General features: G+C 70.1%; 13 protein-coding genes. 4 read left to right on the top strand and 9 right to left on the bottom strand.

Annotation, left to right across the window (positions count from 1 at the left end; translation table 11 throughout):
- Window positions 1–220 precede the first annotated feature (220 nt).
- Together glpX and ISU10_RS17815 are read right to left on the bottom strand one after the other, a co-directional pair.
- Complete coding sequence (gene glpX, locus ISU10_RS17810) at window positions 221–1222, bottom strand: class II fructose-bisphosphatase (protein WP_228501270.1); 1002 nt, start codon at window positions 1220–1222, stop codon at window positions 221–223.
- Between the two features lie 34 nt (window positions 1223–1256).
- Entirely contained in the window at window positions 1257–2501 is a 1245-nt protein-coding gene (locus tag ISU10_RS17815) for an SLC13 family permease (protein ID WP_194697777.1), read from the bottom strand.
- A gap of 48 nt (window positions 2502–2549) precedes the next feature.
- Between ISU10_RS17815 and ISU10_RS17820 the strand changes: the two genes are divergently transcribed.
- Window positions 2550–3119: a DUF4245 family protein gene (locus ISU10_RS17820; RefSeq protein ID WP_194697778.1), complete on the top strand. Its 570-nt coding sequence runs from the start codon at window positions 2550–2552 to the stop codon at window positions 3117–3119.
- On the opposite strand, the gene ISU10_RS17825 is transcribed toward ISU10_RS17820, so the two are convergent.
- Complete coding sequence (locus ISU10_RS17825; protein WP_228501272.1) at window positions 3116–3325, bottom strand: exodeoxyribonuclease VII small subunit; 210 nt, start codon at window positions 3323–3325, stop codon at window positions 3116–3118. The two genes, ISU10_RS17820 and ISU10_RS17825, sit on opposite strands and share 4 nt — an antisense overlap.
- A complete protein-coding gene (xseA, locus tag ISU10_RS17830; RefSeq protein WP_194697780.1) occupies window positions 3318–4568 on the bottom strand; it encodes an exodeoxyribonuclease VII large subunit in 1251 nt (416 codons plus the stop codon). Before xseA ends, ISU10_RS17825 begins: the two co-directional genes overlap by 8 nt.
- Before the next feature lie 24 nt (window positions 4569–4592).
- Between xseA and ISU10_RS17835 the strand changes: the two genes are divergently transcribed.
- Complete coding sequence (locus ISU10_RS17835) at window positions 4593–5582, top strand: 4-hydroxy-3-methylbut-2-enyl diphosphate reductase (protein ID WP_370865625.1); 990 nt, start codon at window positions 4593–4595, stop codon at window positions 5580–5582.
- 9 nt (window positions 5583–5591) lie between these two features.
- Window positions 5592–6218 (top strand): L-threonylcarbamoyladenylate synthase, encoded by a 627-nt coding sequence (locus ISU10_RS17840; protein ID WP_194697781.1) that lies wholly within the window; start codon window positions 5592–5594, stop codon window positions 6216–6218.
- A 12-nt stretch (window positions 6219–6230) separates the two neighbouring features.
- Here ISU10_RS17840 and ISU10_RS17845 read toward each other — a convergent pair whose 3' ends face one another.
- Together ISU10_RS17845 and ISU10_RS17850 are read right to left on the bottom strand one after the other, a co-directional pair.
- Window positions 6231–6626 (bottom strand): DUF6542 domain-containing protein, encoded by a 396-nt coding sequence (locus ISU10_RS17845; protein ID WP_194697782.1) that lies wholly within the window; start codon window positions 6624–6626, stop codon window positions 6231–6233.
- Window positions 6623–7684: a DNA recombination protein RmuC gene (locus ISU10_RS17850; RefSeq protein ID WP_194697783.1), complete on the bottom strand. Its 1062-nt coding sequence runs from the start codon at window positions 7682–7684 to the stop codon at window positions 6623–6625. Before ISU10_RS17850 ends, ISU10_RS17845 begins: the two co-directional genes overlap by 4 nt.
- A 75-nt stretch (window positions 7685–7759) precedes the next feature.
- Here ISU10_RS17850 and ISU10_RS17855 point away from each other — a divergent pair, with 75 nt between their 5' ends.
- On the top strand, window positions 7760–8629 hold the full coding sequence (locus ISU10_RS17855) for an aldo/keto reductase (RefSeq protein ID WP_194697784.1): 870 nt from the start codon (window positions 7760–7762) through the stop codon (window positions 8627–8629).
- Window positions 8630–8635: 6 nt separating this feature from the next.
- Here the strand turns inward: ISU10_RS17855 and ISU10_RS17860 are convergent, their stop codons facing one another.
- The 3 genes from ISU10_RS17860 to ISU10_RS17870 all read right to left on the bottom strand — a co-directional run bounded on the left by ISU10_RS17860 (window position 8636) and on the right by ISU10_RS17870 (window position 12627).
- A complete protein-coding gene (locus tag ISU10_RS17860) occupies window positions 8636–9367 on the bottom strand; it encodes a VIT1/CCC1 transporter family protein (protein ID WP_194697785.1) in 732 nt (243 codons plus the stop codon).
- Window positions 9368–9445: 78 nt separating this feature from the next.
- Complete coding sequence (locus ISU10_RS17865) at window positions 9446–11593, bottom strand: hypothetical protein (RefSeq protein WP_194697786.1); 2148 nt, start codon at window positions 11591–11593, stop codon at window positions 9446–9448.
- 257 nt (window positions 11594–11850) lie between these two features.
- Complete coding sequence (locus ISU10_RS17870) at window positions 11851–12627, bottom strand: exodeoxyribonuclease III (protein WP_194697787.1); 777 nt, start codon at window positions 12625–12627, stop codon at window positions 11851–11853.
- Between the last annotated feature and the right edge of the window lie 9 nt (window positions 12628–12636).

Here is a 12636-nt window from a genome sequence, read left to right on the forward strand (position 1 = left end):
CCGAGAAGGAGGACCTGACACCCGCCGCACTCACTGCCTAGAGTGCAACCACCGGATCACGCGGTGGCCCCTTCATCCACCACGACCGTGGACTTGACCCGCTGGTTGAGGAGGTTGCGCAGCAACCGTCTCGAAACCCGGTGAGCAGACTGCTGACGCGTCACGGGGTGTCCAGACAGGCGCGCCTTCCTCGACCTGCGAAGCTCGGGCCGCGCGGCGCTCAGCGCTCGTAGTCGATCTCGGCGAACTCGCGGAGCTTCTCGAACCGGTGCTCGGCGGTGACGGAGCGGACGGTCCCGCTTCGCGAGCGCATCACCAGGGAGTGGGAGGTCGCACCGTTGGAGCGGTAGTGGACCCCCTTCATCAGCTCGCCGTCGGTGATGCCGGTGGCCACGAAGAAGCAGTCCTCCGCCCTGACCAGGACGTCGGTCGTCAGCACATGGTCGGGGTCGAGGTTGTGCCCGGCGTCGAGGGCACGCTGGCGCTCGTCGTCGTCCTTGGGCCACAAGCGCGCTTGGATGATGCCGCCGGTGCACTTCATGGCGCACGCGGCGATGATGCCCTCGGGGGTGCCGCCGACACCGAGCAGGAGATCCACACCGGTGTCGGGCCGGGCGGCCATGATGGCGCCGGCGACGTCACCGTCGGGGATGTACTTGATGCGGGCGCCAGTCTCACGGATCTGCTCGACGAGCCCCGCGTGGCGAGGCCGGTCGAGCAGGACGACTGTCACGTCGTGCTCGTGCATGCCCTTGGCCTTGGCGACCGCACGGATGTTCGCGGCGACCGGCTTGCGGATGTCGACGACATCGGCAGCCTCCGGTCCGGTGACGAGCTTCTCCATGTAGAAGACAGCCGACGGGTCGTACATCGAGTGGCGCGGTGCCACCGCCATCACGGCGATCGCGTTGTTCATGCCCTTGGCGGTCAGCGTCGTGCCGTCGACGGGGTCGACGGCGACGTCGACCTCAGGGCCGGTGCCGTCACCGACCTGCTCGCCGTTGAAGAGCATCGGGGCGTTGTCCTTCTCGCCCTCGCCGATCACGACCGTGCCGCGCATGCCGACCGAGCTGATCATGTAGCGCATCGCGTTGACCGCTGCCTGGTCGGCGTCGTTCTTGTCGCCGCGGCCGACCCACCGGGCCGCCGCCATCGCGGCCGCCTCCGTGACGCGCACCAGGTCCATCGCGAGGTTGCGGTCCGGTCGCGTCGTATCGCCCATGGGCGCGATCCTAGGCGGGTTCGCACCCGCCATGTCAGTGGGCGACGAGGGCGAGGACTGACACCGAGACCAGCAGGCTGATCGGTGTCACCACCAACGAGACCCGGTGGAACTCCCGCAGCGAGGGCCGGCGACCGTGACGGGCGAGCGTACGGCGCCAGAGCAGGTTGGCGAGCGAGCCGGTGTAGGTCAGCCCCGAGCCGATGTTGAGCCCCAGCAGTGCGGCCAGCACCGCCGGCGTGCCGAGCGGCGCGAGCATCGGCACCAGCAGGAGCGTGGCCGAGAGGTTGGTCAGCAGGTTGGCCAGCACCGTTGCGAGCACGGCGACCAGCAGGAGCCCGCCGTACGACGTGTCATCCGGTAGCGCGTCGTGCACGAGCTCCCCCAGAGGACCCAGGGCGAGTCCGGCCACCACGACGCCGAGGCTGAGCACGAAGATCGCGAACGCCGGGTGACCGGCGTGCACCGCTTGCGGAACGGTGAGGTGGCCGCGCCGCAAGCCCCAGACCGCGAGGACGAGTGCGGCTGCGCCACTCACCCAGAACGGCTCGGCGCCCAAGGGCGACGCGACCGCGAAGCCCGCCAGCATCAGGGTCACCACCGCCACCGGCAACCACGGCACAGCCGGCCGGCGGGGCACGGCGTGCGCGGGGTCGGCCTCCTCGGTGAGCTCGCGTCGGAACAGGACCCGGGCGGCCGCGTACTCGGTGACCAGCACAGCGGCGAGCACCGGCGCCATCACAGCCGCGAACCCGAGGAACGTCAGGTCCAGGTGTCGCATCGCCAGGAGGTTGGTGAGGTTGGAGACAGGGAGGAGCAAGGAAGCGGAGTTGGCCATCCGCAGGCAGGCATGGGCGCCGGGCCTGGCCGACACTCCTGCGGACGCGGCTGCGACAAGGACGACGGGCGTCAGCAGCACGACCGTGGCGTCGAGCGAGAGCACGGTCGTGACCAGCGCGGCCAGCACGAACACCCCGGTGAAGAGCGGCCGCGGGTGGTCTCGCCCCAGCCCGCGAACCAGGCCGGCGGCGGCCGCGAAGACGCCCGACCGGCCACAGACGTCGCCCACGACCAAGATGGTGACCAGGAAGAGTACGACCGGGCCGAGGTGGCGGAGCTCCTCCAGGAGGGCGTCGGTGCCCAGCACGCCTGTCGCGAGCACGGCTGCTGCCGCTGCGATGCCGATGGCCGCCTCCCAGCGGCCGCGCGGATGGGCGTACGCCGTGACCAGCAGGGCCAGGAGTGCCGCCACCGGCACGACATCGGCGATGGGCGGCACCGGCTCAACTTAGGCCACCTGTGAGGATTGGCTCATGGAGCAGGCGCGGTGACCGACCAACGCGAGGCCGCGGGCCGCCCGGGTCGCTACCAGCGGACCATCGCCGGCGGCATCGGGTCGATGATCGTGCTCGTCGTGGCCGTCTTGGCCTTCGTCGTCTTCCGGGGCGCCTTTCGTGACAACGCTGCCGTCGAGGTCGATCCGGTCGACTACCTGGCGGTCGTGGCACCTGCCCAGGAGTCGGGCTTCGACATCGTCTACCCGCCGTCTCTGCCCACAGGGTGGAAGGCGACCAGTGTGGACTTCGACCCAGGTGCCCACCCGGACTGGGGCGTCGGCCTGCTCACCGACACGGGCAAGTTCGTCGGCGTCCGACAGGAGGACGACGACATCGACCGCCTGCTCGCGACGTACGTCGACAAGTCTCCCCAGGAGGGTGCCCTCGTCACCGTTGACGGCGCGATCGTGCCCGAGTGGCGGGAGTGGTCGGACCAGGGCGGCGACCATGCGTTGGCGGCGACGGTCGACGACTACGAGGTCCTCGTCTACGGCTCGGCCCCGGTCGGCGACCTGCTCACCGTCGTACGGTCCCTGACCGACGCCCCCGTGACTGGCTAGTCCCGGCTCGCGGCCTCGTCGCCGCGGACGGCGTCGAGGCGGGCGCGAGCGCCGTCGAGCCACTCCTGGCAGACGGTGGCCAGCTGCTCTCCGCGTTCCCAGAGCGCCAGCGACTCCTCGAGGGTGGTGCCGCCGGCCTCGAGCCTGCGGACCACCTCGATGAGCTCCTCCCGGGCCTGCTCGTAGGGGATCTCCTGCTCAGCCATCGGTCTCCTGCTCATGGTGTGTTGTCAGTCCCTCGATCGTCGTCACCTGGGCGCGCAGCCTGCCGTCGGCCACTCTGACCGTCACAGTCGCACCCGGCTCGGTATCGCCCACCGACGCGACCACGTGGCCGTCGACGTCCTGGATCACCGAGTAGCCCCGGCGCAACGTCTCGAGCGGCGACAGGGCCCGGGCCCGCGCGCGATGGTGGCCGATCTCGTCCGCGGCGCGGTCCAGGCGGTGGCGTGTGGTGCGGAGCGCTCGCTGGCGCAACGCCTCGATCTCGTCGGCGCGCACCGTGATCAGGGAGGACGGATCGGCCAGCGCCGGGCGGGTGCGGAGGGTGTCGAGGAGGTGAGCCTCACGGTCGAGCAAGGCGACCAGCGCCGATCGCAGGCGGTCGCGGCCGACCGCCACGATCCGCAGCTCCTCGGCGACGTCGGGGACCACGATCTTGGCGGCGTCGGTCGGAGTGGAGGCGCGTACGTCGGCGACCAGGTCGAGCAGCGGCTGGTCGGGCTCGTGGCCGATCGCCGAGACGACCGGTGTCGAGCACTTCGCGACCGCGCGCAGCAGCCCCTCATCGGAGAACGGCAGCAGGTCCTCCACCGAACCCCCACCGCGAGTCACGATGATCACGTCGACGCGCTCGTCGCGGTCCAGGCGGTCGACGGCTGCGATCACCTCGAGGGCCGCGCGAGTGCCCTGCATGGCCGCGTAGGCGGTCTCGAACTCCACCGCTGGCCAGCGACGACGGGCGTTGTCGACCACGTCGCGCTCGGCGGCGGAGTCGGGCGCGGTGACCAGGCCGACCCGCCGCGGCAGGAACGGCAAGGAGCGCTTGAGCTCAGGCGCGAACAGGCCTTCGGCCGCCAGGAGCTGCCGTCGGCGCTCGAGGCGCGCCAGCAGCTCGCCCAGCCCGACGAGCCGGATCTCACGCACCGCGAGCGAGAGCGTGCCCCGATTGGCGTAGTACGACGGCTTGGCGTGGACGACCACGCTCGCACCCTCCACCAACGGCGGGTCGAGGGAGTCGAACAGCGTGCGCGCACAGGTCACCGGCACCGAGATGTCGGCGACGGAGTCGCGCAAGGTGAGGAAGACGGTGCCGACGCCAGGACGCCTGCTGACCTGGGCTATCTGGCCCTCCACCCAGACCGCACCGAGCTTGTCGACCCATCCTGCGATGGCGTTGGCGATCTGGCGGACGGGCGCGGGGGACTGCGGGGATGTCTCCAGCGCCATGGCCGCAGCCTAGACTCGACCAACGTGACGACCACCGACCTGGGGATCCCCCGCATCGCCGACAGCAGTGTGCTGCTGGCTGCCCCGCGCGGCTACTGCGCGGGTGTCGACCGGGCGGTGGTGACGGTTGAGAAGGCCCTGGATCTCTACGGCGCCCCCGTCTACGTCCGCAAGCAGATCGTGCACAACAAGCACGTGGTCGCCGACCTCGAGTCGCGAGGCGCGATCTTCGTCGAGGAGCTCGACGAGGTCCCCGAGGGCCAGACCGTCGTCTTCTCCGCCCACGGTGTCGCGCCGAGCGTGCACGCCCAGGCCGCCGAGCGCGCGTTGAAGACCATCGACGCGACCTGCCCCCTGGTGACCAAGGTGCACCACGAGGCGAAGCGGTTCGCCGACCAGGACTACGACATCCTGCTGATCGGACACGAGGGCCACGAGGAGGTCGAGGGCACCTCCGGAGAGGCTCCCGACCACATCCAGCTGGTGCAGGGCCCCGGCGACGTCGCCGGCATCGTGGTGCGTGATCCGGCCAAGGTGGCCTGGCTCTCCCAGACCACGCTGTCGGTCGACGAGACGCTGGAGACCGTCGCTGCCATCCGCGAGCGCTTCCCCCTCCTGCTCGACCCGCCCAGCGACGACATCTGCTACGCCACCCAGAACCGCCAGCTCGCCATCAAGGAGATCGCCCGCGAGGCCGACCTGGTGATCGTGGTCGGCTCGGGCAACTCCTCCAACTCCGTGCGGCTGGTCGAGGTTGCGCTGGAGGCCGGCGCCAAGGCCGCCTACCGCGTCGACGACGCCGCCGAGATCGACGAGTCCTGGCTCGAGGGCGTCAAGACCGTCAGCGTCACCTCGGGCGCCAGCGTTCCCGAGGAGTTGGTCGACGGGGTGCTCGCCTTCCTCGCCGAGCGCGGCTACCCCGACGCCCAGGCAGTCCACAGCGCCGAGGAGTCGCTCATCTTCGCGCTGCCGCCCGAGCTGCGCCGCGACCTGCGCGCAGCCTCGGCGTCCTAGTCGGCCGCCATGGCGCGATTCCTCGACATCCATCCGGAGAACCCGCAGCAGCGGCTCCTCGACCAGGTCGCCGATGCCCTGCGTGACGACGCCCTGATCGCCTACCCGACTGACTCCGGCTACGCCCTCGGCTGCCGGATCGGCAACCGCGAAGGCCGCGACCGGATCCTGCGGATCCGCGGCCTCGACGAGCGGCACCACTTCACCTTGATGTGCCGCGACTTCTCCCAGCTCGGCCAGTTGGTGTACGTCGACAACTCGGCGTTCAGGGCCATCAACGCCGCCACGCCGGGCCCCTACACGTTCATCCTCAAGGCCACCCCCGAAGTACCCCGCCGCCTGCTCCACCCGCGCAAGCGCACCGTGGGAGTTCGCATCCCCGACCACGTCTTCGACCAGGCGTTGTTGGAGACCCTGGGCGAGGCCCTGCTCACCAGCTCGTTGATCCTGCCGGGGGAGTCGGAGCCCCGCACCATGGGCTGGGAGGTCAAGGAGGACCTCGACCACGACGTCGACATCGTCGTGGAGGCAGGAGAGACGCCGGCCGAGCCGACCACGGTCGTCGACTGGTCGGAGGGTGCGCCCGAGATCGTGCGCGTAGGTGCCGGCGATCCGGGCCGCTTCGTTGCGGCCTAGGTCCTCACCGAGTCAGCGGGCCGCGCGTTGACGGGCCATCAGCGTGGCCAAGCACAGGGCGTAGCCGCACACCAGGGCGACACTGTGGTGGGCCAGTCCGGACACGACCGCCTGGACGACGCCGTCTTGGGCCGTCGCGATCGCCCCGGGTCGGTCGACGGCGAGGACGGTGAAGGCGCCCACCATGATCAAAGGCGGCAGCACGCCGACGGTGAAGAAGTCGCCCGGCCTCACCAGGACTGCCAGACCCAACGACAACAGCACGAACCACAGGTCGAAGAACATCGACACCCGACCGACCATCGCGATGTTGATGACGATGGCGCTCAGGGCGACGGCGACGCCGAGCGCGACGACGGCACGACCGGGCTCGCGGCCGTCGTCCCAGATCGCCCGGGTGTGGCTCACAGGGCCACGCTAGGAGGCTGGGCGTCCTCATCCGGGGCGGCGCGCCGAGCGAGCGCGACCACGGGTCTCGGCGCAGGCAGGTCCGCATCGGTCACCGAGAGGTCGCCGAACCTTCGCGCCGACACCAGGACCCGCGACTCCAGGGAGCCGACGGCGGCGTTGTAGTGACCGACCGCGGCGTTGAGCGAGCGGCCCACGTTGTCGACGTGCGTCGACAGGGTGGACAGCCGCTCATGGAGCTCGCGACCCAGCTGGTGGATCTCGTCGGCGCGCTCGGTCAGTGCCTCCTGCCGCCAGCCGAGGGCCACTGTGCGCAACAGTGCGATCAGCGTCGTCGGGGTCGCCAGCACCACGTGCTTGGCGGCGGCGTCGTCGAGCAGATCGCGGTCGACCGAGAGGGCAGCCGACAGGAAGGACTCGGCCGGGACGAACATCACCACGAACTCCGGCGATCCCTCGAGCGAGCGCCAGTAGCGCTTGGAGGACAACAGGTCGACGTGGTGACGCAGCTGTCGCGCATGACGGAGCAGGTGGGCCTCGCGCTCCTCGTCGTCATCGGTGCCGGTCGCGTCGAGGAAGGCATCGAGCGGGACCTTGGCGTCGACCACGACCCGCCGGCCGCCGACGAGCTGGACGACGAGGTCGGGCCGCTGCACGGTGTCGTCGCGGGTGACCGTGTGGGCCTGCTCGGTGAAGTCGCAACGGTCGACCAGCCCGGCGAGCTCGACGGCCCGGCGCAGGTGCATCTCGCCCCAACGCCCCCGCACCTGCGGCTTGCGCAGTGCCGTCGACAGCGTCTGCGTCTCGCGGCGCAGGGTGTCGGTGGCATGGCGCATGTCGAGGACCTGCTCGTTGAGCTGTCCCTGCCAGCTGGCTCGCTGGTGGTCGAGCTCACGCATCTGGTCGCTGAGCCGGTCCAGACCTTGCATCACCTCGGCCCGGTCGATGCCCGCCTCGACGGCCTGGTCGACGTATGCCGGCCGCGAGCGCACCCAGAGCACGCCCAAGGCAGATCCCGTCACCAGGCCCACCAGCAACATCAGCACCATCGCGACCATGACCCACAGTCTGGGACAAGCCACCGACATAGCTGGACGACGAGGCGCTGGGGGCCCGTCACTAGGGTCGAGAGCATGCAGACTCAGATGATCGGCAAGCACTCGGTGGGCTCGATCGGGCTCGGCCTGACGACCTTCGACCAGACCGGCACCCAGCCACGTGAGCAGCTGGCGGCCACCGTGCGGGCGGCTCTCGACGCCGGCGTCACGTTGTTCGACACCGCCGACGCCAACGGCCCCGGCGACGAGCTGGGCCATCGAGCCCAGGGCGCCAACGAGTCCTTGATCGCCGGGCTGCTCGACGAGCTCGGTGTGCGTGACGAGGTCCTGCTGGCGACCAAGGGCGGCCACCTGCGCGTCGACGAGGGGGCCTGGGCGCTCGACAGCAGTCGAGACCACCTGCGGCGCGCGGTCGACGACAGCCTTCAGCGGCTCGGGGTCGACCGGATCGCGCTGTGGCAGCACCATCGCCCCGACCCGCAGGTCGACTACGCCGAGGTGATCGACACCCTCGAGGAGATCCACGACAGCGGCAAGGTCGAGATGGTCGGGCTCTCCAACGCCAACCCGGACCAGATCCGTCAGGCGCATCGGGTGCTGGGCGAGGCTCTGGTCAGCGTCCAGAACCAGTACTCGCCCGCCTTCCGCAGCAGCCAGCCCGAGATCGAGGTGTGCGCGGAGCTGGGCCTGGCCTTCTTGGCCTGGTCGCCCCTCGGCGGTCTGTCATCGGCCAAGCAGGTCGGCGATCGCTTCGCGGCCTTCGCCGACGTCGCCGCCGAGCGCGGCGTCAGTCCGCAGCGGGTCACCTTGGCGTGGGAGCTCGCCCAGTCACCCTGCGTGATCCCCATCCCCGGCGCCAAGCGTCCTGACTCGATCACCGACTCCGCCGCAGCGGCCGATCTCGAGCTCACCGACGACGAGCTGGCGAGACTCGACGCGAGCTAGATCGGGCTAGGTGAGGCCCACGCCCAGCATGGCGCCCACGGCGTACGTCGCTCCGGCCGCCAGCGTGCCGAACAGCAGCTGGCGGGTGGCTCCCCACCACCAGCGGGTCGCGGTGAACAACGAGGCGACGCCGCCGGCCACCAACAGGCCGACCCCACCGAGCGCGAGTCCGGCCAGCAGCGAGTGGAACCCCAGCAGGTAGGGGATCAGCGGCACCACCGCGCCGATCGCGAACATCACGAACGACGACCCGGCGGCCACCCAAGGGCTCGGGTGGTCCTCGGGGTCGAGGCCGAGCTCGTGGCTGATGTGCACCCGAATCGCTCGCTCACCGTCGCGATGCACCTCGACCGCCGCCTTCGATGCGGTATCGGCTGTCATCCCCATGCCTTGGAACATGCCGCTCAGCTCGGCCAGCTCGGCCTCGGGGTTGTCGCGGAGCTCACGCCGCTCGGCCACGACCTCCTTGTCGAGGGCCTCGTTCTGGGTGGCGACCGAGGCGTACTCACCCAGCGCCATGGAGAACGCCCCAGCGACCAGACCAGCCAGCCCAGCGGTGACCACGATCGCCGGCTTCACCCCTGCCGCGCCGATGCCCGCGACCAGCGAGACGTTGGTGACCAGGCCGTCCATCGCGCCGAACGTCGCCGCGCGTAGCCAGCCCCCCGACACGTCGGCGTGAGTGTGGCCGACCTCGCTGGATCCGCTGTCGTGAGGGAGCTGGGCGGCGCTGGTCATGGGTTCCATGGCAGCGGTCTTGTCGCTCGCGCGCAAGCAAGGCAAGGCTGGGCTCAGCTGACAATGGTCAAGGCCCACTCAGCGGGCGGCGTCACCGTCGTAGGTGACCTGGCTGAAGGTGGCTGGGGCGAGCAGGTTCGCGACACCGAAGGAACCGATGGCCCAGGCCGTGCTGCTCAGGTCGGTCCAGTTGACGTACGGCGCGGCACGATCGCCGACGTACACCTGGAAGTTGGCCCCCGTCTTGAGAACGCGAAGCCGCACCGGTCCCGCGGCCGGGTTGGTGCCTGTGGCCACGTCGAGGACGATCTGACCGCTGCCGGCCTTGTAGATGCCCACGTGGCCGTTGGCTCGCAAGAAGACCAGGTAGCCGCCCCTGCTCCACGAACCGGAGCCGGTGTGGTCGGCCAGCGCGATGCCGGCCCACGCGGACGGGTTCGGAGAGGGGCCGCCGTTGCCGACCTCGACCATCGCCGAGTAGGTGCCGTCGCCGAGCTGGGTGAGAACCGGCGCGATCAGATCCTGGTCCGTCTGCAGGTTCAGCTGCCCGCTCGAGGTGCCGTTGCTCAAGAACGTCGTTGTCGCAGCCTGCCCGTACGCCCAGGCGCCCTCACGGGTGCCCCAGTCGGACAGCTGGGACTTCCCCGGCACGTTGTCGCCGATCTGGAGGTTGCTGAAGACCGCGGCGCTCTGCCAGGTGACCAGGCCGACGTACCCACCCAGGAACGGGTCCTCCGCATCAGTGACGGCCACGCCCAGACGCGGTGCGCCATCGATGAAGGCCTTGATGTTGCCGCCTGACTGGACGACGCGGAGGTTGAAGGGCGTCATGCCGTATGCGGTCTGGATGGTCGTGCAGCCCAGGGTGCCGAAGCCGGCTTTCACCACGCACAGCTTCGGGTCGGTGTCCTTGCTCTCCACATAGGCGACGTAGCCCGACTCGTCGAGGGTGTCGTCGACGTTGGCCTTGCCGAAGTGGATGCCGGCATAGCCACCGGGCGGGAGATAGGGGTCGATGTGCAGCGAGAAGGTGCTCGATGAGCTGGCGACGCGGCCGGCGAGACTGGCCTCGGCGTAGGCCGTGCGGTCGTCCTGGCGGAAGCCGTCGGCCTGGTTGAGCCACTGGCCGGAGTTTCGCCGCCAGTTGGCCGTGTTGCTCCCGGTCAGCGGTTCGACGATGGATCCCGTTGTGCGCAGGAGCTGTCGCGTGTTGCTCCACCTGACGTCGGCGCTACCGCAGGCGGTGGTGTGGGAGTAGACGATGGCGGTCGGGGTCTTGAGCGGGATGGCACCCGTCGGCGTGCCCAGGAACGCAGGGCTGCGAGCCCCCGGGTGGTAGTCGCCGCGGGTGATCGTGGACTTGGCGAAGGTGAGCCCGTCATCGCCGGACTCGTAGAGCTGGAGCGCCGAGCGCGGGTAGGCCTGGTCGGTGGTGACGGCCACGAAGCGATTGGTAGTGATGTCGTACTTGACGTCCGTGTCGGCCGGCCAGGCCGCCCCCACGCAGTCGAGTCCGGGGTTGACCTCTGGGTGCTCGATGACAGGCTCGTCCTCACGGGTCATCGAAGACGGCCAGTTGGCCGCGCTTCCTGGACTCCAGGCCAGGCGCGTCTGGATCGTCCCGTCGGGTAGCCGGACGTTGTAGTAGAGGCGGACCTGCCCGTCGAAGAGCACCAGGGACGGGCCCGAGGCACTCGGCGTCCAGGCGGTCACGGGGAACGGGTCCTGGCTCCAGCCCTGGCCGTCCCACATCACCCATGGTTCGGTCGCGCTCTGACGTCTGGCCACGAAGACCTGCCGGGTGCCCCCGTTGTCGGTGCCGGTGTAGGCCAGGTAGGTGAAGCCTCCAAGCTCGAGAACTGCCGGGTCGCACACTCCGGCCGCGTCGCGCTCGCCGGGGGTGCCGGTGAGCACCAGGCTCTCCGGACTCCACGTCGTCCCCCCGTCACTCGAATGCGTGAGCCGGATGACGGGGTGAGGGTCGGTCAGTGCGCGCGGCCCGCAGTTGTACTGGTCGACGGCGGTGAACGACGAGCTGACCAACGCGGCGCCGATGCGGTAGTCGCTCGGCCCGGTGTGGGTGTAGAGGTCGTGCCCCGTCGTGGGCTCGACGACGAAGCTCACCCGTGCCACCGGCAGGGGTTGAGCTGCGCTGGGTCCAGCTGGTACGACGGCCAGCGCCGTCGAGACCGAGAGCAGGACCGCGGGCAGGAGGACGCGCTTCATGGATGGCCCTTCCGAGGGTGGGCGGCGACACCGGATGGCCGATGCCGGTGGGGGTGGGAGGCGGCTCGACGTCTGAGACGCGGCGGAGCCGAACGCGTCAAGCACACCGGGTCGAAGCGCTGACCGTCAACGCTCCTACGAACAGATTCGCTCGGACTCCCGACCGCCAAGCAAAGAGTTCCTGTGTGTCGACTGGGCGATCACTGGTCTCGGGGCAAGCACGTCGCCCGTCCCTCGACCTGCGGGCGGTCGCCGGGTCAGGCGAGGTCGACGACGACAGGGGCGTGGTCGGAGGCGCCCTTGCCGGCTCGCTCGTCCTTGTCGATGAAGGCGCCCGTGACGCGGGCCGCGAGGCCGGGGGAGCCGAGGACGAAGTCGATGCGCATGCCGCGGTTGCGCTCCCAGCGCTGCCGGAAGTAGTCCCAGTAGGTGAAGACGTCCGGGCCGGGTGCGTGTGGCCGCACCACATCGGTCCAGCCGTCGTCGAGGAAGGCCCGGAACGCGGCGCGCTCCGGTGGGGTGACGTGGGTGTCGTTGGCGTAGGCCGCCATGTCGAAGACGTCCTCGTCGAACGGGGCGATGTTCCAGTCGCCGACCAGGGCCACGTCGTGGTCCCGCCAGGTCTCGGCCGTCGCACGCAGACGGGCCAGCCAGTCGAGCTTGTAGTGGTAGTGAGGGTCGTCGACCTTGCGGCCGTTGGGCACGTAGAGCGACCAGACCCGGACGCCACCGCAGGTCGCGCCGATGGCTCGGGACTCGACGCCGGCCGGCTCACCCCAGGACGGCTGACCATCGAACCCGACCTCGACGTCCTCGATGCCGACGCGGCTGAGGATCGCGACGCCGTTCCACTGGTTGACGCCGGCCACGGCTGCCTCATAGCCGAGCGCCTGGAGACCCATCAACGGGAGCTGGTCCTCGCGCGCCTTGGTCTCCTGGAGCGCGAGCACGTCGATGTCGTGACGTTGCAGGAGCGCCTCGACCCGGTCGATCCGCGAGCGCAGGGAGTTGACGTTCCAGGTGGCGATCCGCACGAGGTAGAC

This window comes from Nocardioides agariphilus, assembly GCF_015352445.1.
GTDB lineage: Bacteria > Actinomycetota > Actinomycetes > Propionibacteriales > Nocardioidaceae > Nocardioides > Nocardioides agariphilus.